Annotated in this window: 21 protein-coding genes; 13 read left to right on the forward strand and 8 right to left on the reverse strand. The window is 71.3% G+C overall.

Annotated features, from left to right (window positions below; all coding sequences use genetic code 11):
- Nucleotides 1–791 (forward strand): hypothetical protein (locus IFR11_RS15110; protein WP_199771199.1); only part of this gene is annotated, 791 nt, incomplete at its 5' end.
- Between the two features lie 36 nt (nucleotides 792–827).
- On the opposite strand, the gene IFR11_RS15115 is transcribed toward IFR11_RS15110, so the two are convergent.
- Nucleotides 828–1,598: a siderophore-interacting protein gene (locus tag IFR11_RS15115; RefSeq protein WP_191916706.1), complete on the reverse strand. Its 771-nt coding sequence runs from the start codon at nucleotides 1,596–1,598 to the stop codon at nucleotides 828–830.
- A gap of 88 nt (nucleotides 1,599–1,686) precedes the next feature.
- Here IFR11_RS15115 and IFR11_RS15120 point away from each other — a divergent pair, with 88 nt between their 5' ends.
- The 4 genes from IFR11_RS15120 (at nucleotide 1,687) to IFR11_RS15135 (ending at nucleotide 5,488) form a co-directional block, all read left to right on the forward strand.
- Nucleotides 1,687–2,655 (forward strand): siderophore ABC transporter substrate-binding protein, encoded by a 969-nt coding sequence (locus IFR11_RS15120; RefSeq protein WP_191916707.1) that lies wholly within the window; start codon nucleotides 1,687–1,689, stop codon nucleotides 2,653–2,655.
- Nucleotides 2,656–2,729: 74 nt separating this feature from the next.
- Entirely contained in the window at nucleotides 2,730–3,695 is a 966-nt protein-coding gene (locus tag IFR11_RS15125; protein ID WP_191916708.1) for an ABC transporter permease, read from the forward strand.
- Nucleotides 3,688–4,698 (forward strand): iron chelate uptake ABC transporter family permease subunit, encoded by a 1,011-nt coding sequence (locus tag IFR11_RS15130; RefSeq protein WP_055839591.1) that lies wholly within the window; start codon nucleotides 3,688–3,690, stop codon nucleotides 4,696–4,698. Before IFR11_RS15125 ends, IFR11_RS15130 begins: the two co-directional genes overlap by 8 nt.
- Nucleotides 4,699–4,729: 31 nt before the next feature.
- Entirely contained in the window at nucleotides 4,730–5,488 is a 759-nt protein-coding gene (locus IFR11_RS15135; RefSeq protein WP_055839192.1) for an iron ABC transporter ATP-binding protein, read from the forward strand.
- A gap of 59 nt (nucleotides 5,489–5,547) precedes the next feature.
- Here the strand turns inward: IFR11_RS15135 and IFR11_RS15140 are convergent, their stop codons facing one another.
- Nucleotides 5,548–5,769: a hypothetical protein gene (locus tag IFR11_RS15140; RefSeq protein WP_055839190.1), complete on the reverse strand. Its 222-nt coding sequence runs from the start codon at nucleotides 5,767–5,769 to the stop codon at nucleotides 5,548–5,550.
- Between the two features lie 74 nt (nucleotides 5,770–5,843).
- Between IFR11_RS15140 and IFR11_RS15145 the strand changes: the two genes are divergently transcribed.
- Nucleotides 5,844–6,665, forward strand: a complete 822-nt coding sequence (locus IFR11_RS15145) for a siderophore-interacting protein (RefSeq protein WP_191916710.1) — start codon at nucleotides 5,844–5,846, stop codon at nucleotides 6,663–6,665.
- A 66-nt stretch (nucleotides 6,666–6,731) separates the two neighbouring features.
- On the opposite strand, the gene IFR11_RS15150 is transcribed toward IFR11_RS15145, so the two are convergent.
- Complete coding sequence (locus IFR11_RS15150) at nucleotides 6,732–7,721, reverse strand: DNA-3-methyladenine glycosylase family protein (protein WP_055938988.1); 990 nt, start codon at nucleotides 7,719–7,721, stop codon at nucleotides 6,732–6,734.
- A gap of 214 nt (nucleotides 7,722–7,935) precedes the next feature.
- The gene (locus IFR11_RS15155; protein ID WP_191916711.1) at nucleotides 7,936–8,637 is read right to left on the reverse strand and encodes a winged helix-turn-helix domain-containing protein; all 702 of its coding nucleotides are present in this window, start codon (nucleotides 8,635–8,637) and stop codon (nucleotides 7,936–7,938) included.
- A gap of 433 nt (nucleotides 8,638–9,070) precedes the next feature.
- On the opposite strand from IFR11_RS15155, the gene IFR11_RS15160 reads away from it, so the two are divergent.
- From IFR11_RS15160 to IFR11_RS15190, 7 genes are all read left to right on the forward strand, one after another.
- A complete protein-coding gene (locus IFR11_RS15160) occupies nucleotides 9,071–9,370 on the forward strand; it encodes a GNAT family N-acetyltransferase (RefSeq protein ID WP_191916712.1) in 300 nt (99 codons plus the stop codon).
- 90 nt (nucleotides 9,371–9,460) lie between these two features.
- Entirely contained in the window at nucleotides 9,461–9,670 is a 210-nt protein-coding gene (locus IFR11_RS15165; RefSeq protein WP_055839177.1) for a hypothetical protein, read from the forward strand.
- A 1-nt stretch (nucleotide 9,671) separates the two neighbouring features.
- Nucleotides 9,672–9,992, forward strand: a complete 321-nt coding sequence (locus tag IFR11_RS15170; protein ID WP_055839174.1) for a hypothetical protein — start codon at nucleotides 9,672–9,674, stop codon at nucleotides 9,990–9,992.
- Between the two features lie 137 nt (nucleotides 9,993–10,129).
- Complete coding sequence (locus IFR11_RS15175) at nucleotides 10,130–11,284, forward strand: exonuclease SbcCD subunit D (RefSeq protein ID WP_191916713.1); 1,155 nt, start codon at nucleotides 10,130–10,132, stop codon at nucleotides 11,282–11,284.
- Nucleotides 11,281–14,319: an AAA family ATPase gene (locus IFR11_RS15180; RefSeq protein ID WP_191916714.1), complete on the forward strand. Its 3,039-nt coding sequence runs from the start codon at nucleotides 11,281–11,283 to the stop codon at nucleotides 14,317–14,319. The genes IFR11_RS15175 and IFR11_RS15180 overlap by 4 nt, the downstream gene beginning before the upstream one ends.
- Nucleotides 14,320–14,328: 9 nt before the next feature.
- Nucleotides 14,329–14,511 (forward strand): hypothetical protein, encoded by a 183-nt coding sequence (locus IFR11_RS15185; RefSeq protein WP_055839166.1) that lies wholly within the window; start codon nucleotides 14,329–14,331, stop codon nucleotides 14,509–14,511.
- A gap of 137 nt (nucleotides 14,512–14,648) precedes the next feature.
- Complete coding sequence (locus IFR11_RS15190; RefSeq protein WP_235560582.1) at nucleotides 14,649–16,148, forward strand: MFS transporter; 1,500 nt, start codon at nucleotides 14,649–14,651, stop codon at nucleotides 16,146–16,148.
- Here IFR11_RS15190 and IFR11_RS15195 read toward each other — a convergent pair.
- From IFR11_RS15195 to IFR11_RS15210, 4 genes are all read right to left on the reverse strand, one after another.
- Nucleotides 16,136–16,693 carry a phosphorylase family protein gene (locus tag IFR11_RS15195; protein WP_191916715.1) on the reverse strand — a complete coding sequence of 186 codons (558 nt, stop codon included), beginning with the start codon at nucleotides 16,691–16,693 and terminating at the stop codon, nucleotides 16,136–16,138. The genes IFR11_RS15190 and IFR11_RS15195 overlap by 13 nt on opposite strands.
- 135 nt (nucleotides 16,694–16,828) lie before the next feature.
- Entirely contained in the window at nucleotides 16,829–17,773 is a 945-nt protein-coding gene (locus IFR11_RS15200) for an aldo/keto reductase (RefSeq protein WP_191916716.1), read from the reverse strand.
- 138 nt (nucleotides 17,774–17,911) lie between these two features.
- Nucleotides 17,912–18,055: a hypothetical protein gene (locus tag IFR11_RS15205; RefSeq protein ID WP_156458827.1), complete on the reverse strand. Its 144-nt coding sequence runs from the start codon at nucleotides 18,053–18,055 to the stop codon at nucleotides 17,912–17,914.
- On the reverse strand, nucleotides 18,052–18,249 hold the full coding sequence (locus IFR11_RS15210) for a hypothetical protein (protein WP_055839154.1): 198 nt from the start codon (nucleotides 18,247–18,249) through the stop codon (nucleotides 18,052–18,054). The genes IFR11_RS15205 and IFR11_RS15210 overlap by 4 nt, the downstream gene beginning before the upstream one ends.
- Between the last annotated feature and the right edge of the window lie 53 nt (nucleotides 18,250–18,302).

Raw genomic sequence — 18,302 nt, forward strand, 5'->3', positions numbered from 1 at the left:
CGCGCGCGGCGGCCGTCGAGCTCCTCGCGACGTGGGCCCAGAACCCGCCCGACACCCTCGACGCGGCCGACCTCGCCCTCGAGGGCATCGGCGCCGCGGCAGAGGCGTACGCGCTGGCCGGGTACGCCGGCAGTGCCCTGGCGGAGCAGCCTGCGTCGGACGACGCCGACGACGGCGACCTCGAGGGGGGACGCACCGCCTCGGCGCTGGCATCGTCGTCGCTGGCGACGGCGCAGGCGAGCATCGACCGTCGCGACGTCGCCGATGACGGCGCGGGAGCGCTCGACCGCGACGCCGACCTCGACGGTCTCGCGTCGCTCCTGCGTCGCGCGGCGCTCGCGGCCTCCGACGCCTACGACGCGCGAGCCGGAGACGGTCCCGTCGCCGCCGATGATCTGGCCGCCCTCCGTTCCCGAGCGCTCGCGGCGTCGCGCGACGACCTCGCGGCGCTCGCCGGCGACGACGGCAGCTGGCTCGCCGTGGCGATCGCGACGCTGTCGTTCGCACGCAGTACCCCACCGCTGCTGGCGCAATCCCGCGTCCGCGTCCCCGACGGGGTCGACCCGGCCGTCGCTGTGCAGCAGCGGATCGCGGTGGGCGACGAGTACGCCGTGCGCGCGGTCGAGGCGCTCGCCGACGCCGGCGCTGCGGTGCCTCTCGTGCGTGGAGCGCTCGCGGACGCGACCGCCACCGCCGTCGCGTCGCCCACGCCGGGCGCCTCGACGGTCTACGCCACCCCGTTCCTTCGGGCCCGCGTGTTGGCGTTCGCCGCCGGGGTGGAGCGCGACTGAGTCGATGACCGGCCGCGTGATCGACTCAGTCCCGCGTCAGTGCGGAGCGTGGTACTCGGCTGTGCCGCGCTTCCAGTAGCCCTTCACGACGGTGGCGGCGGGGTCGCCCGACCACCGGTCGAGAAGCAGGGCGCGCCCCGCGCGGACGATGGCCTGCTCCGCCGCGACGAAGCCGAACACGCACCCGTCGGGCTGCTCCTCGATGTCGAGCGCGTCGAGCCAGTCGGCGAGCTCCGCGCCGGGTGCGCGATCGCCGCGGTGCACCTGCACGACCTCCACTCCCGCGGGAGCGGCGACCGGGAGGTCGTGCACGGCGTCGGGCACCTCGATCGCGATACGGCCCACGGCGTCGTCGTCCATCGCCGCCGCGAAGCGACGGATCGCCGGAACGGCCGTCTCGTCGCCGGCGAGCAACCACGCATCCGGTCGCCCGACCAGCACCAGGGATCCGCGGGGTCCGCCGACGCCCGCCGGGGCGCCGAGGGGAGCGTGCTCGGCCCACCGGCTGCCGACGCCGTTCGCGTGCAGGGCGATGTCGATGTCGAGCCAGCCCGCCGCGGCATCCCAGCTCACCGGCGTGTACTCGCGGTTGGGGGAGTCGCGCAGGTCGTCGGTGGGCGTGGCCGGGAAGAACACGCGGATGTGATCGTCGGCCCCCGGGGAGTCGAATCCGCGCAGCTCGGCGCCTTCCAGGCGCAGGCGCACGTACGCCGGGGTGAGGGGGGTGCGGCGCGCGAGAGTCGCCCTGCGGAAAACCAGCTCGTGACGGCGGGGCTCCAGACGGGCTCCGAGGGTCGGGTTCGACATCTTCACAAAGCTAAGGCTAACCTAACTTCTCGACCCGTCTCGGCATTCCCGTCGCGGCTCGAACCGACACAGCACTGAGGAGATTCGCATGAGTACCCGCCTGTTCCGTCCCCTCGCCGCCGCCTCCCTGGTGGCCGCCCTCGCGCTCACCGGCTGCGCCGCGGGTGCCGCCGCGCCCGTCGACGAGACCGCCGCCGCGACCACCGTCACGGTCGAAGACAACCACGGCTCGATCGAGGTGCCCGTCGCTCCCGAGCGCGTGGTCGCGCTCGACAACACGACCTTCCAGACACTCAGTGACTGGGGTGTCACGCTCGTCGCTGCGCCCAAGCCGCTCATGTACGACCTGTGGCCCTCGCTGTCGGGCGGCGACGAGGTGCTCGATGTGGGTCTGCACCGCGAGCCCGACATCGAAGCCGTCCTGTCGGCCGAGCCCGACCTCATCGTCGGGGGCTACCGCTTCCGTGAGATCTACGCGCAGCTGAAGGACATCCAGCCCGCGACGATCGAGACGAGCCCGCGCGACGGTCAGGATCACATGACCGAGCTGAAGCGTCAGACGGCCATCCTCGGCCAGGTGTTCGACAAGAACGACGAGGCCACCCAGCTCTCCGCCGATCTGGACGCCGCGATCGCCGACGCCCGTGCGGCCTACGACCCGTCGCAGAGCGTCATGGGCCTCATCACCTCGGGCGGCAAGATCGCCTACGCCGCGCCCGGTGAGGGTCGGGGCGTCGGCACACTGTTCCCGACGCTCGGCCTGACCCCCGCACTCGAGCGCTCCGCCGAGGATGCGTCGCACGGTGACGACATCAGCGTCGAGGCCATCGCCGCGGCGAACCCCGAGTGGCTCTTCGTCCTCGACCGCGACGCGATGTTCGGCGAAGACGGCTACGTCTCGGCGAAGGACCTCATCGAGAACGCCGAGGCGCTGAAGAACGTCCCCGCCGTGCTGAAGGACCAGGTCGTCTACCTCGACGGCAGCTTCTACCTCGACGAGGGCATCCAGGCCTACACGAAGCTCTACCGTTCGGCCGCCGAGGCCTTCGCCTCCTGAAGTCCGACCCCACCCCCGCTCGCGCGACGGGTCGAGAATACGACCCCTCGCGCGAGCGGGGAGGGAGGGATGCCATGACCGCCACCGCCCTCCGCCCTCGTGCGCGGCTCGCGTTGCCCGCCGCTTTCGTGGGCGTCGCCGCCCTCGTCGTGCTCTCGCTGTTCGTCGGCGTCTACGACATCGCCGGCGACGGCTTCGGCGCCGAGATGTTCCTCATCTCGCGCGTGCCCCGCACCCTCGCGCTCGTGCTCGCCGGCTGCGCGATGGCCGTGTCCGGCCTCATCATGCAGTTGCTCACGCAGAACCGTTTCGTCGAACCGTCGACCACGGGCACGTCCGAGTGGGCCGCGCTGGGGCTGCTGGTCACGGTGCTCGTCGCCCCGGCCGCGCCTCTTCCGGTGCGCATGGTCGCGGCATCCGTCGCCGCCTTCGTCGGGACGATGGTCTTCATCGGCATCCTGCAGCGCATCTCGCTGCGTTCCTCGCTCGTGGTGCCGCTCATCGGGATCATGCTCGGCGCCGTCGTCTCGGCGTTCACCACCTACCTCGCCGTCTCGACGAACTCGCTGCAGATGCTCGGCACCTGGTTCATGGGCAGCTTCACCTCGATCGTCCGCGGACGCTACGAAGTGCTGTGGATCGTCGCGCTCATCGTCGTGCTCGTGTTCCTCTACGCCGACCGCATCACCGTCGCCGGTCTCGGCCGCGACCTCGCGACCTCGGTGGGCCTCGACCACACCCGCGTCCTGCTCGTCGGCACCGCCCTCGTCGCCGTCGCCACGGGAGTGACGACCGTGGTCGTGGGCTTCCTCCCCTTCCTCGGGCTCGTCGTTCCCAACCTCGTGTCGATGTGGCGCGGCGACAACGCGCGCGCGAACCTTCCCTGGGTGTGCCTCGGGGGAGTCGCGGTCGTCGTCGTCTGCGACATCGTCGGCTGTGTCGTGCGGATGCCGTTCGAGGTGCCCGTCTCGATGATCCTCGGCGTGGTCGGCTCTGCGGTGTTCATCACCCTGCTGTTGAGGATGCGTGCCCGTGGCTGAGATCCTGACCCGCCCCGCGCCCGCCCGTGCGGCCCGCCGTCGGCGGATCGGCCTGCGTTTCGGCATCCTGGCCCTCATCGTGATCGTGGCCGCCGTCGGCGTGCTCACGTGGAACGTGCCGGGCGTGCCTGGCTCGCGGGGGTTCTGGATCGCGGTGAACCTGCGCGTGGTGAGCGTCGCCACGATCGCCCTCGTCGCCTGTTGTCAGGCGGTGGCGACCGTGCTGTTCCACACCGCCACCGCCAACCGCATCCTGACGCCGTCGATCATGGGTTTCGACGCCCTGTACGTCGTGATGCAGACGGCGTTGGTGTTCTTCTTCGGCAGTGCCGCCCTGTCGGCGACCGACGGGCTGCTCAAGGTCGTCGTGCAGAGCGTGCTCATGGTGGGCTTCGCGACGCTCCTGTACGGCTGGTTGTTCGCGGGGCGCCGCGGCAACCTGCACATCATGCTGCTCGTCGGCGTCGTGCTGGGGGTCGGCTTCGGCTCGCTCTCGACCGTCATGCAACGACTGCTCACCCCCAGCGATTTCGACATCCTCTCGGCCCGACTCTTCGGCAACCTCTCGAACTCGGATGCCGAGTACCTCCCGTGGGGAGCCCTGGTCGTCGCCGTGGTGCTCGCTCTCGTCTGGCGGGCCCGTCACCGACTCGATGTGCTGGCGCTGGGACGCGACACCTCGCTCAATCTCGGACTGGCCTACCGTCGCGAGGTGATCGGGATGCTGGTCCTGGTCGCGGTGCTCATCTCGGTCTCGACGACGATGGTGGGACCCATGACGTTCTTCGGCTTCATCGTCGCCACCCTGGCGTACCAGCTCGCCGGCAGCTCGCAGCACCGGGTCGTGCTGCCCTTCGCCGTGCTCCTCGGCATGGCGGCGCTGCTCGGTGGGTACTTCGTGCTGCGTCACGTGTTCTACGCCGCGGGCATGCTCTCGATCATCATCGAGTTCGTCGGCGGCGTGTTCTTCCTGGTCTACCTGCTGCGAAAGGGCAGTCTCTGATGCTCTCCTGCTCACCGGGGCGGTACGTCTCGTGATCTCCCTCACCGACGTCACCATGACCTACGGCGACCTGACCGTCCTGGGGCCCGTGACCCTCGACATCCCCGCCGGGGGCATCACGGCCCTCGTCGGCCCGAACGGCGCGGGCAAATCGACCCTGCTGACGATCGTGGGGCGTCTGGCGACCGCCACGAGCGGCCGCGCCACCATCGCGGGCAACGACGTCACCACGACGCCGGGTCGTGCCCTGGCGAAGATCGTGTCGATCCTGCGTCAGGAGAATCACTTCGTCACCCGCCTCACCGTGCGAGAGCTCGTGGGTTTCGGGCGCTTCCCTCACTCGCAGGGGCGCCTCACCGCCGAAGACCACGTGAAGATCGACGAGGCCATCGCGTTCCTCGATCTCACCGAGCTGTCGGGCCGCTACCTCGACCAGCTCTCGGGCGGGCAGCGGCAACGCGCCTACGTCGCGATGGTGCTCGCCCAGGACACCGATTACATCCTGCTCGACGAGCCGCTCAACAACCTCGACATGAAGCACGCCGTGGCGATGATGGGTCAGCTCCGCCGCGCGGTCGACGAACTGGGCAAGACCATCGTCATCGTCGTCCACGACATCAACTTCGCCGCGGCCTACGCCGATCGCATCGTCGCGCTCGCCGACGGGCAGGTCGTGCACGTCGGGACCCCCGACGAACTCATGACCCCGACGACGCTCGAGCAGGTGTTCGGCACCCCCGTCGACGTGCGCCGAGACGGACCCTATCCGCTGGCGGTCTACTACCGATGACCCGCACGCACCGCCGCCGCCCCGGCGTGCGCAGCGGGGAACGCCCGCGCGGGGGCGTCTTACAGCTGGATGCCGTTGTCGGGATCGTTGACGCCGACGTTGCGCCCTCGGCTGGATTCGTAGGCGATGAGCCACCCCACCGACACCGCCGCGGCGATGACGACACCGAGCCACACGTTCTGCCACACGAGTCCGAACAGGATGCCGAGACCCAGCAGCAGCAGGGTGCCGAGGATCCAGTACGTGCGTCCGCGCGGCCAGCCGGTCCCTGTCTGCATCATGCGCCCAGCCTAGGCGGCCGCGCGCGTCCGCGCCGGTCGTCGCCCACCCGTCCCCGAGAGAACGAGGAAGCCCGATGACCACACGCGTGAAGCCCGAGAAGAGCGAGCTGCTCACCCTGCACGTCCTGCGCCGGCAGCGGCTGTCGCCGTCGTTCGCCCGCGTCACCCTGGGCGGCGACGATCTCGCGCGCTTCGTGCCCCTCGGTCGCGACCAGTGGTTCCGCCTCTTCCTCCCGGTCGCCGAAGGCACCCTGACCCGCCTCCCGCAGCGCCTCGACTCGTTCGCGTACCTGCGGTACCTGGCGATCGCGAAAACGGAACGCCCGGTTCTGCGCAACTACACCGTCGCCGACTTCCGCCCGGCGGGGGAGCAGCCGGCGGAGCTCGACGTCGACTTCGTCCTGCACGGATCCGCCGCCGAGGGGACGGCGGGTCCGGCAGCAACGTGGGCCGAGACGTGCGCCCCGGGAGACGCCGTCGCCATCCTCGACGAGGGGGTGCTGTTCACCCCGCCCGCCGATCTCGCCGGCCCGATCGCCCTCGTCGGCGACGAGACCGCGCTGCCGGCGCTCGCCGGCATTCTGGCGTCGCTCGATCCCGCCGCGACGGGGACGGCCGTCGTCGAGGTTCCGGATGCCGGCGATGTGCGAACACTCGCCGCCCCGGACGGCGTCGACGTGCGGTGGGTCGTGCGCGCCGATCCGCACGCGACGCCGGGAGTGGCCGCGCGCGACGCGGCGACCGAGGCGGCGCCGGGTGATGGAGTCCCGGCCTACGCGTGGGTGGCGGGCGAGCAGTCGCTGGTCAGCGCGATGCGTCGGCACTGGGTGCGGGCGGGCGTCGACAAACGGGCGATCTCGTTCACCGGCTACTGGCGGGCTCCGCGCGGACACTGACCCGGGGGATCGACCGCGACCGCCACCTCCCTGCGCCGCGCGCGGGCGGACGCCGCGGGTGCGCCCTCAGCGATCGCGGTGATCCTCGGGGTGCAGCCGCGGGCCGCGACGTGGTTCGAGGCCCGACCCGGCGTAGATCAACCGGATGACACGCTGACGGTGACCGGCGAACGGTTCGAGCAACTCGAGCATGCCGTCGTCGTCGGTGCGATGGCCGGTCAGGGCGAAACCCACCTGGTGGGCGAGGTGGTAGTCGCCCACGCTCACGGCATCCGGATCTCCGAACGCGCGGATGCGCGTTTCGGCGCTCGTCCAGATGCCGACGCCGCGCAGGCTGATGAAGACGCGGTCGCGGGCCTCGCCGTCGACCGCGGCGCTCGCCGCGCGCACGATCGTCGGGCCTCGACGCGCGGTCTCGACGATGGTCCGCGATTGCGGCGGCTCGAGGCCGGCCCGGTGCCAGGCCCACGACGGAACGTGGCGCCATCCTTCGATGTCGGGGGGAGCGAACAGGGGCCGCGGAGGGGGACCCGGCGCGCGCTCGCCGTACCAGGTGACGACGCTGCGCCAGGCCGAGAAGGCCTGCATGCTCGTGACCTTCTGCTCCATGATGGCGCTGACCAGGGCGTCGAACACCAGGTCGGTGCGGCCGATGCGCAGGTCGGGGTGCCGTCGGTGCCATTCGGCGACCAGGGGATGCCGGGAGGCGTCGAACCCGTCGGCTTCGTCGAGCTTTCCGCACAGCGCCGGCAGCTGGTCGATCGCCCATTCTGCGCCCGGTCCCCAGGCTGCGGCACGCACGGAACCGCCGACACTCTGTCGCAGAGCGAGGGTCGCGACACCGAGGGGGGTGCGGCTGGCCCTCCACACGATGCCTCCGTCGCGCAAGGGCGCCGTGGCGAAGAACGTGGGGTCGTTACGACCGTGCCGCTGCGCCGAGACCGCGCGACCGATGTCGACGGGGCGCGCGGGACGGTACTCCGACTCGATCGGGCGATCCGCGACGACCGGCGATTCACGCGGTGACTGCCGCGCGCGCACCCCGGTCGATCTCATGCCGACACCCTACGTCGGCCCTCCGACATCGCGGCATCCGGGCTGTGCGGGGCCGTGGGGTTCGCGGCGCCGGTCGCGGCTGGTGTTCGGCTCATCTGCATGACCGATCCATCCGCTCGCGTCCTTACACTCCCTCCCGTGCACTCCAGCCCCACCGATCATGCAGACTGACCGCGACCAGTGCGCACAGAACACCGGATGCGGCGGCGAGCGATCAGAAGCGGTCGGGCGAGGGGGTGCCGTGGCCGTAACGGATCGAGACGTCGGCGTGCCGGTCGAAGCGGTACCCGACGCCGCGGACCGTGCGCACGATGTCTTCGTAGGCGCCGAGCTTCGCACGCAGGCGCCGCACGTGCACGTCGATGGTGCGTTCGCCCGGGGCGTCGTCGTCGGTCGAGCCCTCCCACAGCGAAGCCACCAGTTCGGTGCGTTCGATCGTGCGCCCCTCGCGCAGCACGAGGTACTGCAGCAGCTCGAACTCCTTGAACGTGAAGGCGGCCGACTCGCCGTCGATGAGCACGCGCTTGCGCGAGATGTCGACGACCACGCCGCCGGGGGCGCGGTCCTCGTCGACGGGTTCGTCCTTGGTACGGGCGACGGCCGACGGCTCGTGCAGCGCGAGACGGACGACGTCGACGTCGCGGCCACCGGCGCCGGCCGGGGCGAGGGCCACCGTGGCGTAGGTCTCGGCGGCGGGGGCGAGCTCGCTCAGCGTGCGGCGGAGGGCCTCGACGAGGGTGCCGAGGCTGACACCGGCGGCGGCGGCCTTCTCTTCGTCGATGCCGACGTAGAGGGCGAAGCCGCGGGGCGCGGTGCCGGCGACGGGCCGCGGGGCGGCGGGTGCGTCGGGGGCGGCGGGAGCCGGCGTGCGGACGGTGGAGGGCTGGGTGCGGTCGAGAACGGCGGAGATCGACATGAGTGATGAAGTCCTTGGGTGGTGAACCCGTGCGTCACGATGCGGGGTTCAGCGGGAGGTGAGGGCCGAGAGGGCCGGGGTGCGGTGCCGGGGTACGCGTGATCGACGCGGATGCCAGACGACCGGGGGACGAGGTCGGCGTTCAGAAACCGAGGTCGTCCATACGAGGGGTCGCGGTTAGCGGCACATTCGACAGCACATGACAACGCGGCCGGGCATCATCATGCCGGCAGTCCTGTTCGCCTCCCGGGCGGACAGAGAACGCGCGTTGACAGTCATGGGGGGATTATGACGCACCGAGTCGGATCGCGTCAAATCGAGCGATCGCGTGTCCCGTTGCGCATCATGCGCGATGTTCGTCGCCCACGCGCCCGCAATTCGAGCATTCTGCTGCATCGGCGCCCGGAGTCGCGAAGCGGCGTACCCTCACGGAATGGCCGACCTGCACTTCGCCGACGACAAGACCGCCTCGCGATTCACCCTTCACGAAGGCGACGACCTCGTGTCGGTGCTCGACTATCGCGACGACGGGCGCACCATCGCCCTCACGCGCGCGTTCACCATTCCCACCTTCCGGGGGCATGGGTACGCCGGAGTGGTGACCGAACGCGCCGTCGACGCGATCGAGGCGGCCGGTGGCCGCCGGATCCTGCCGGTGTGCTGGTACGTGGGGGAGTGGTTCGAGGCCCATCCGGAACGCGCCGGCCTCCTGCATACGCGGCCGTCCGCCTGAGGCGACGCGTACGCAGGAGCCGCAATGCCGTCAACCCCTGCCGCCGCGGACGGTGGCGCCACGATGCTGGAGGTGTCGAAAGGGGAAGTCATGACAGACGACCGCGACCTGCCCGAGGGTGTCATCAACGCCGACCCGCCCGGTGGCTGGGAGAGTGGTGCCGTCGCCGACGGCGAGACCGCTCAGCAGAACGAGAACGCGAAGGGTTCGCCGCGCCTCAACGACGCCGAGCCCTCGGACCCGATCGAGGGGGATGCCGCCAGCCAGGGCATCGACCCCGACTTGAGCACGGAGGACTGACATGTCGGACGAGACCCGAGCCCCGCAACCTTCCGCCGGTCCCGACGGTGGCGCGTCGCCCGCCGACTCCGTGGGCGGTGCCGTGCACGAGGAGAGCAAGCGTCCCGCGCGCCCCGACGAGCAGTCGGAGCCGATGATGGACACCCACCCCACCGATGACGAGGCCCGCATCGCCGGCGTCGTGGTCCAGACCCGCGCCGACGTCGGCGGGAAGAGCGACGAGCGCGTCGCCGACGTCCTTCGTCAGCGTTTCTCCGACATCGGTCTCGATCTCGGAGACGACCGCATCCGCGCCCTCGTCGCCGAGGTCAACGGGGCCTGAGAACCGATCGACGGCGCCCCGCCCCGGTGACCCCGGGGTGGGGCGCCGTCTTCGCGTCATCCTGGTTCTGCTGAGTCGTCACCGCAGGCAGGCGTTTGCTGCGAGCCGATGTCGGAGGTGCGACGTACCGTGTCTGCATGCGCATCCTGCACACCTCGGACTGGCACATCGGGCGATCGTTCCACGGGCATTCGACGCTCGACGCCCTGCGCGGCGTGCTCGATACGCTCGTCGCCCAGGTCCGCGAGAACGACGTCGACGTGGTCATCGTCGCCGGCGACGTGTTCGACTCGGCCACGCCCGCAGCCGCGTGCTACCCGCTCCTGTCCCACACCCTGGCGGCGGTGACCGACGCGGGTGCCCGCGTCGTGGTCACCAGCGGCAATCACGATTCCGCCGCCCGTCTCGGCTTCCAATCGGCGCTGTTGCGCGACGACATCACCGTCGTCACCGATCCGCTGTCGGTGGGAACGCCGGTCACCGTGCACGACGAGCACGGGCCGGTCCACATCTACGGCATCCCCTACCTCGAACCCGCTATCGTGCGTCACCTGTGGGAGGGCGTCGAGCTGCGAAGCCAGGCGCAGACGATGGCGCACGCCCTCGACCTCGTGCGCGACGATCTGGCCGAACGCGGCGGCCGCTCCGTCGTCGCGGCGCACTGCTTCGCCGCGGGAGTGGAGGCCACCCCCGGCGTCGAGCGCGAGATCCGTCAGGGCGGCCTCGACGTCGTTCCCCTCTCGGCTTTCGACGGGCCCGACTATGTCGCGCTCGGGCACATCCACGGCCGGCAGCAGCTTTCCGATCGCGTGCGGTACGCGGGAGCACCGGTGCACTACAGCTTCGGCGAGGCGGGCAAACCGCGTGGTTCGTGGCTGGTCGAGCTCGACGGCGACGGCCTCGCCGACGTGCGGTGGCTCGACCTGCCCGTTCCGCGCCCCCTCGTCACCCTGCGTGCCTCCCTCGACGACCTCCTCTCCGACGAACGTTTCGACGGCCACGACGAGCACTGGGTGCGCGCCGAGTACACCGACGCGACTCCTCAGCCCGATCCCATGCGACGGCTGCAGGCACGATTCCCGTGGTGCGCCACCGTCGCGCACGTTCCGGCCGAGACCCGGGCCGACGACGGCGTCGGTTACGCGAGACGCGTGCGGGCGGCCCGCGACGACGCCGAGGTCATCGACGCGTTCCTCGCTCACGTGCGCGAGGGCGAGGGCGCCACCGAGGCCGAGCGATCCCTCATCCGCGAGGTCCTCGACACCCGGGCGGTCTCCGAGGCGCGCGCATGAAGCTCCACCGGCTCGAACTCGAGGGTTTCGGCCCGTTCCTCGACACGCAGGCGGTCGACTTCGACGCCTTCGCCGACGACGGCATCTTCCTCATCACGGGGCGCACGGGGGCGGGCAAGTCGAGCGTGCTCGACGGCGTCTGCTACGCCCTGTACGGGGGCGTGCCCCGCTACGACGGAGCGGAACGGCGCCTGCGCAGCGACCACTGCACCCCCGACGACCCGACGCGCGTCACGCTCGAGTTCAGCGCCGACGGCGAGAGATGGCGCATCACCCGCTCGCCCGAGTTCGAGCGGCCCAAGCGTCGTGGCGGCGGCACCACCAAAGAGCCGCACCGCGCCCTTCTCGAGGTGCAGACCCCGCAGGGCTGGACCGGGGTCGCGGCGCGCCCCGTCGACGTCGCGACCCGCCTCGACGAGATCGTGGGGCTGAGTCAGCAGCAGTTCCTCCAGGTCATCCTGCTGGCGCAGAACCGTTTCGCTCGATTCCTCCTGGCCAAGAACGACGAGCGGCTGACGCTGCTGCGCACCCTGTTCGGCACGCGTTCGTTCGAGCAGTACACCGCAGATCTCGACGAACGTCGCAAGCGCGCCCAGGTGCGCCTCGCCGCCGAGGGGATCGAGGTCTCGACCCTCCTCGACGAGGCCGAGCGTCTGGCGGCGGAACTCGACGGCGGTGCCCCCGACTCCGAGGTCACGTCGTCGTCCGGCGATTCCCCGGCGTCCGACGACGCCCCCCGCGCCGTCGCCGACAGGCTGGCGTTCGTCGTCCGCGCCGTCGAGAGGGCCGCCTACCTCGTCGATACCCTCGCCCGAGATCGAGAGTCGGCCGATGCGGGTTTCGATGCGGCTCTCACGGCGGAACGCGAGGCCGCGACGCTGCACGAGCGTCAGCGCGACCGCGTGCGCGTGCGCCGGGAGCTCGCCACCCTCGAGGCGCAGAGCGACGCGGTCGAGCGCGCGCGCGACGAAGCGGCCGCGGCGGCCGCGGCCGAGGCGCTCCGGGCGACGGTCGACGCCGCGGAGCGGGCCGCGACCGCGGTGACCGCCGCAGAGAAGCGTCACGGGACAGCCCTCGACCGTGCGCGCGCCGTGGGGGAAGGCGACGCCGGAACCGACGATGCCCTCGCCGCACGAGACGATGAGCTGACCGCACTGCTCGCCCAGGCCGAGGCCGCGCGTGTCGCCGAGCAGCAACTGGTCGACGCCGACGCCGCGGTCGCGCAGGCCACCGCGCGCGTGCAGACGCTCGAGCGGCAGCGCGACGCCCTCGTCGAGGGGCGCCGCGAGGTGCCCGATCTGCTCCAGACGCTCGACGAGCGCCTCACCGCCCTCCAGGGCGCCCCCGACCGGCGACAGGCCGCGCTGGCAGCTCGCGACGAGGCTCGACGTCGGCTGGATGCCGCTCACCAGGCGGCGCGACTGCTCGAGCAGCGCGACCAGGCCGACCTCTCCTCTCTCGTCCGCGCCGACGATCTGCAGCGTGCGGTCGACGCGTGGACGACGCTGCTGCGGCGTCGCCTGGCGGGCGCCGCCGCAGAACTCGCCCACGAGCTCGTCGACGGAGAACCGTGCTCCGTCTGCGGCTCCCGAGAGCACCCGGCCCCCGCCGTGGGCGGCGACGCCTCGGTGACCGACGAGCAGATCGCCGCCGCCGAAGATCGCAAGAACGCCGCGGTCGACGCCGACCGGCTCGCCTCCGACGCCGCCCGGATCGCCCGCGACGACCACGCTCTCGCTGCCGCTCGGGCGGGAGGAGACGGCGTCGCGACCCTGACCGACCGCCTCGCCGCGGCCGAGACCGCGCTCGCGAGCGCCCTCGCCGACGTCGCCGACCTCGAGCAGCGTCAAGCGGAGCGTGCGCGTGCCGTCGAGATCGACGTCGCCATCGCGGCGCGGATCGAGAGCCTGACGGCCGACCTCGCCACGGCGCGGCAGGATGCCGCCCTCGCGCAGCAGCGGGGCGACGCGCTGCGCGACGACGTGCGTCGGGCGCGCGGCGATTTCGCGACCGTCACCGCGCGACAGAACGACCTGCAGTCGCATCGGACGGCGGTGCGCGACCTGCTGACCACGCGCGCCGACGTGGCCGCCGCGCGGGCCGCGCACCTCGACGCCCGGACGACCCTCGACGACCTCGTGGCCGACACCTCGTTCGACGACGTCGACGCGGTCGTCGTCGCCCTGCGGCCGGCGGCCGAGCGCCGACGTCTCGACGCGATCGTCACGGAGCACGCGACGGCGATCGCCTCCGCCCGGCAGCGCCTGCTCGACCTGGAGCTGGCGCTCGTCGACGCGAGCGACGAGCCGCTCGATCTCGCGCCGTTCACGGCCGCCGTGCGGCAGGCGCGCGAGACCGTGCAGCAGGCCGCCGCCGCGCACGCCGAGGCGCGGACTCTCGCTGACCGTCTGCGAGGCCTCGCCCAGCGGGCCGATGCCGGCCACTCGGCCATCGCGGAGCTGGCCGTAGAGCACGCGGTCGTCGCCCGTCTGGCGGACACCCTCGCCGGACGCGCGCCCAACACCCGCCGCATGACGCTCGAGACCTTCGTGCTGGCCGCCGAGCTCGAAGAGATCGTCGTGGCCGCCAACCTGCGTCTCGAGCAGATGTCGTCGGGCCGCTACCGACTCCAGCACACCGACGCGCTCGCGGCCCGCGGGGCCGCCAGCGGCCTCGGGCTCGAGATCATGGACGCCTTCACCGGCCAGTGCCGTCCGCCGCACTCGCTCTCGGGCGGTGAGACCTTCCTGACGTCGCTCGCCCTGGCCCTCGGACTCGCAGAGGTGGTCACGGCCCGGGCGGGGGGCATCCGGCTCGACACCCTCTTCATCGACGAAGGCTTCGGCTCGCTCGACGACGACACCCTCGATCTCGCCATGCGCACCCTCGACGAGCTGCGGCAAGGCGGCCGCACCGTGGGCGTCATCAGTCACGTGGCGTCGATGAGAGACCAGCTGCCCGCGCAGCTGCAGGTGACCGCGACACCGAGGGGACCGAGCGTCATCTCCCAGGATGCCGCCCTGCTCCCCGCCTAGGCTGGTCGCATGCGCAAGAGCACCCTCTGGACCATCCTCGGCGTCATCGTCGCCGTGGTCATCGCCTGGGTCGTCGTGAACATCCTCCTGTCGATCCTCGCGTTCGCGTTCCGGGTGGTCGCCGTGGCGATCGTCGCGGTGATCGTGTTCTTCATCCTGCGCGCGGTCTTCGCTCGTCGCGACATCGACTGAGCGCGCGGAAAGCTCGGCGCCCCGGTCCTCGGGCGCCGGCGGCCCGCCGAGCGAGATCGTCCGCGATCACGGTGCCGGCGGGACGGTCCACGCAAGCCCGACCGTCGTGTCCGACCCCCGGAGTAGCGTGGCACTCGATGTCTGATCAGCCGCCTGCCCCCTCGGGCTCCGCCCATCCCCCCACGCGCGATATCGTCCTGTCGTCGAAGCATCGCTGGCGTGCCTATTGGGTCGCCGTGGCGGTCGCCGCGCTCACGATCCTCGACCTCACCAAGGTGAACGTCGCCCTGCCCTCGATCGAGGCGGCGTTGAACGCCGGGCCGACCGAGTTGCAGCTCGTGGTGTCGGGCTACATCCTCACCTTCGGTCTCGTGCTGGTGCCCGCCGGTCGTCTCGGAGACCTGCGCTCCCGGCGCGTGCTGTTCCTCGTCGGCCTGTCGCTGTTCCTCGTCACGAGCCTGGCGTGCGCCCTCGCCCCCAACACCGGAGTGCTGCTGGTCGCTCGTCTGCTGCAGGGGGTGGCCGCCGGCATCCAGATGCCGCAGGTCCTCGGGCTGGTGCAGCAGCTGTTCCAGGGCAAAGAACGCGGTCGCGCCTTCGGACTGTTCGGGGCCACCATCGGCATCGCCACCGCGTTCGGTCCCACGCTCGGTGGTCTGCTCATCGCCCTGGGAGGCGAGACCGACGGCTGGCGTCTGATCTTCTGGATCAACATCCCGCTCGTCGCGATCGTCATCGCCCTGGCCGCCTGGTTGCTGCCCGACACCCGCACCAAGTCGCGTCGCAAGCTCGACCTCGACCCCGTCGGCGTGCTGCTGTTCGCGCTCACGATCCTGGCCCTCATGTGGCCGTTCCTCTTCACCACGGGTGCGCCCGGCGACGATCCCCGCCGCTGGTGGCTGCTCGTGGTGTCGGTCGTCTTCGCCGCCGGCTTCGTGTTCTGGGAGCGCCGATACGCCGACCGGGGCGGGATGCCGCTCATGCCGTTCTCGATCTTCGGCCTGTCGTCGTACCGGAACGGTGTGCTGATCTCGACCGCGTACTTCGCCGCGATCCCCGCGATGTTCCTGCTCGGCACCCTCTTCCTGCAGGGCGGGCTGGGACTCGAACCCGTGTTCGCGGGCATGGTGACGATCGGGTTCGCGGTCGCGTCGGCGTGGAGCTCGTGGATCGGCGGCAATCTGGTCACGCGTCTGGGGCGTCCGCTGGTGGTGTGGGGAATCCTGGGCATGGTCGCCACGGCGGGCGGTCTCGTGCTGGTGGCGTTGTTCACCGCACCCGAGTGGACGCCGTGGGCGATGGCCGGGGTGATGGTCGTCGGCGGGTTCGCCGGCGGTCTGGTGATCTCGCCCAATCAGACCCTCACACTCGCCGACATCCCCGTCACCAGTGGGGGTGTCGCGGGCTCAGTGGGTCAGTTGGGACAACGCATCGGCACCGCCGTGGGCACGGCCATCGCCCTCGCACTGTTCTACGCGACGGTTTATCGCGAGCAGGACACCGCCGACATGACGGTGGTCTACCACGACGCCTACGCGTCCGGCATGATCACCGTGGGCGTCTTCCTGGGCATCGCGCTGATCGTGGGCGTCGGCGACCTGGCGGGTCGGGCTCGCTCGGGGTCTCAGACCCCGTAGAGCTCGCCGATCTTCGCGCGCAGCTCGTGGCTGCAGCGCTCGACGACGACATCCCACAGTTCGGTCGCGCCGTCGTGCGCGCGGTCCGAGACGGCCCGCAGGATGCGGATCGGCACGTCGAACTGCTGCGCGACCCAGATGAGGGCGTACGACTCCATGTCGACCAGCCGCGCTCCGAGGCCGCGAATGAGCCGGACCGCCTCGGCGTCGTCGACGAAGTGGTCGCCGGTGGCGATGACGAGCCCGTCGGCGCCGGTGTCCACCCGCGTCGGCAGAGACACGTGCTCGCCGAACGTGCCGTCGAGCCCCTTCACGTCGTGCTGGATGGCTCCGGCGATCTCGTAGATGCCTCCCTCGACGTCGTCGTCGATCGCCCCCGCCGTGCCGACGACGACGATCTCGTCGTAGTCGCCCTCGCAGAGCGCGCGTGTGAGGGCGTAGGCCGCGGGGATCTTCCCCACGCCCGTCAGCAGACGGGTGAAGCCGGGGATGTCCTCCTCGAAGGCGACGAGTTCGGACACATGGGCGGCGACGAGGAGCTTCACCCCTCCATTGTCGTCGATGACGTCACGACGATGACGTCACGAGGATGACCCGCTCGGGCGTCGCCCGACCGCCGGGGCCCGAAGACGCAGCGAGGCCCCGACACGGTGTGTGCCGGGGCCTCACTGCGATCGACGTCAGTCCTGCGCGGCGTCCGACGCCCGCGACAGGTGGGCGAGCTCGTCGGCGCTGAGCTCGAGGCGCGCGCTCGCGAGCAGATCGGCGACCTGCTCGACCTTCGACGCGCTGGCGATCGGGGCGGCCACCGCGGGCTGCGCGCGCAGCCACGCCAGCGCGGTCGTCGCGATGGAAGCGCCGTGGGCGTGTCCGACTTCCTCGAGCGCGTCGATCAGCGCGAGGCCGGCGGGGGTGGCGAGTTTCGCGGCGCCCTCGGCACGGGGCGAGTCGCCCGTGGCATCCGCCGTCCGGTACTTGCCGGTCAGGAAGCCACTGGCCAAGGCGAAATACGGCACGAGTGACATGCCGTACTGCTCAGCGACGGGCACGATGTCGCGCTCGACGTCGGTGCGGTGCACGAGGTTGTAGTGCGGCTGGATGGCGACGGGCAGGGCGACGCCCGAGGCCTCGGCCAGCGAGACCCATTCGCGGATGCGCTCAGCGGTGTAGTTCGACACGGCCACGTGGCGCACGAGACCGTCGGACACGAGGTCGCCGAAGGCGGCCACGGTCTCTTCGAGCGGGGTCTCCGCGTCGTCGAAGTGGGCGTAGTACAGGTCGATGGTGTCGACACCCAGGCGCTGCAGCGAGGCTTCGGCCGCCGCGCGCACATTCGCCGCCGACAGGCCGCGGAAGTCGGGGTGGGTGCTCACCTTCGTCGCGACGACGACGTTCGACGGCTTGCGTGACGCGAGCCACTCGCCGATCAACGTCTCGCTCTCTCCGCCGGAGTTGCCCGGGACCCACGCGCTGTAGCCGTCAGCCGTGTCGATGAAGTTCCCGCCCCCGGCGTGGAAGGCGTCCAGTACGGCGAACGAGGTGTCGCGGTCGGCGGTCCAACCGAAGACGTTCCCGCCGAGCGAGAGGGGGAGGATGTCGAGGTCGCTGCGTCCAAGGCGCGTCATGATGCCCTTCCTGTCGAGGTTCGTTGACCTCAGGGACAACGATGCTCGGCAGCGGGCATTCCCTCGACGCGCCGTGACCCGCCGTGCGGCAGGGGCGGCCGGCCCGGGGCTCAGCGGAGTGGGCTCAGCCCCGCCGACTCACGAACCGCCCGACAGGATGCCGATGAGGCCGCTGATGAGCAGCCAGAGGCCGATCCCCGCACCGGCGATCCAGATGACGACCGTGCCGGTCGGGTACTTCTTCTTGCCGTCGGGGCGGTCGGAGCCATCGGGGACGCTCACGAGCGCACCATCGTCACGATCGATACGACAAGCACGGTGAGACCTCCGATGACGGCGATGGCGGCGATGATGGGGCCGCCGCCGGCGAGGAACGCGGCGACGCCGAGCGCGAGGAAGAGGACGGCGAGCACGATGCCGCTCACCTGGTAGACGCGGAACCTGCCCCCGCCGTCTGTGACTTTCTGTTCGCTCACGTCGACCCCCTGCTCCCAGGCTATCGAAAAGCCGGATGTCTCCCGTGACGGCG

Origin of the sequence: Microbacterium sp. CFBP 8801 (assembly GCF_014839455.1) — a bacterium.
GTDB lineage: Bacteria > Actinomycetota > Actinomycetes > Actinomycetales > Microbacteriaceae > Microbacterium.

What these genes read in the sequence shown, in the direction of transcription:
- IFR11_RS15115 (WP_191916706.1), bottom strand. Translation starts at nt 1,598, where the DNA reads ATGTCGAACCCGACCCTCGGAGCCCGTCTGGAGCCCCGCCGTCACGAG.
- IFR11_RS15120 (WP_191916707.1), top strand. Translation starts at nt 1,687, where the DNA reads ATGAGTACCCGCCTGTTCCGTCCCCTCGCCGCCGCCTCCCTGGTGGCC.
- IFR11_RS15125 (WP_191916708.1), top strand. Translation starts at nt 2,730, where the DNA reads ATGACCGCCACCGCCCTCCGCCCTCGTGCGCGGCTCGCGTTGCCCGCC.
- IFR11_RS15140 (WP_055839190.1), bottom strand. Translation starts at nt 5,769, where the DNA reads ATGATGCAGACAGGGACCGGCTGGCCGCGCGGACGCACGTACTGGATC.
- IFR11_RS15145 (WP_191916710.1), top strand. Translation starts at nt 5,844, where the DNA reads ATGACCACACGCGTGAAGCCCGAGAAGAGCGAGCTGCTCACCCTGCAC.
- IFR11_RS15150 (WP_055938988.1), bottom strand. Translation starts at nt 7,721, where the DNA reads ATGAGATCGACCGGGGTGCGCGCGCGGCAGTCACCGCGTGAATCGCCG.
- IFR11_RS15155 (WP_191916711.1), bottom strand. Translation starts at nt 8,637, where the DNA reads ATGTCGATCTCCGCCGTTCTCGACCGCACCCAGCCCTCCACCGTCCGC.
- IFR11_RS15160 (WP_191916712.1), top strand. Translation starts at nt 9,071, where the DNA reads ATGGCCGACCTGCACTTCGCCGACGACAAGACCGCCTCGCGATTCACC.
- IFR11_RS15165 (WP_055839177.1), top strand. Translation starts at nt 9,461, where the DNA reads ATGACAGACGACCGCGACCTGCCCGAGGGTGTCATCAACGCCGACCCG.
- IFR11_RS15170 (WP_055839174.1), top strand. Translation starts at nt 9,672, where the DNA reads ATGTCGGACGAGACCCGAGCCCCGCAACCTTCCGCCGGTCCCGACGGT.
- IFR11_RS15175 (WP_191916713.1), top strand. Translation starts at nt 10,130, where the DNA reads ATGCGCATCCTGCACACCTCGGACTGGCACATCGGGCGATCGTTCCAC.
- IFR11_RS15180 (WP_191916714.1), top strand. Translation starts at nt 11,281, where the DNA reads ATGAAGCTCCACCGGCTCGAACTCGAGGGTTTCGGCCCGTTCCTCGAC.
- IFR11_RS15185 (WP_055839166.1), top strand. Translation starts at nt 14,329, where the DNA reads ATGCGCAAGAGCACCCTCTGGACCATCCTCGGCGTCATCGTCGCCGTG.
- IFR11_RS15190 (WP_235560582.1), top strand. Translation starts at nt 14,649, where the DNA reads ATGTCTGATCAGCCGCCTGCCCCCTCGGGCTCCGCCCATCCCCCCACG.
- IFR11_RS15200 (WP_191916716.1), bottom strand. Translation starts at nt 17,773, where the DNA reads ATGACGCGCCTTGGACGCAGCGACCTCGACATCCTCCCCCTCTCGCTC.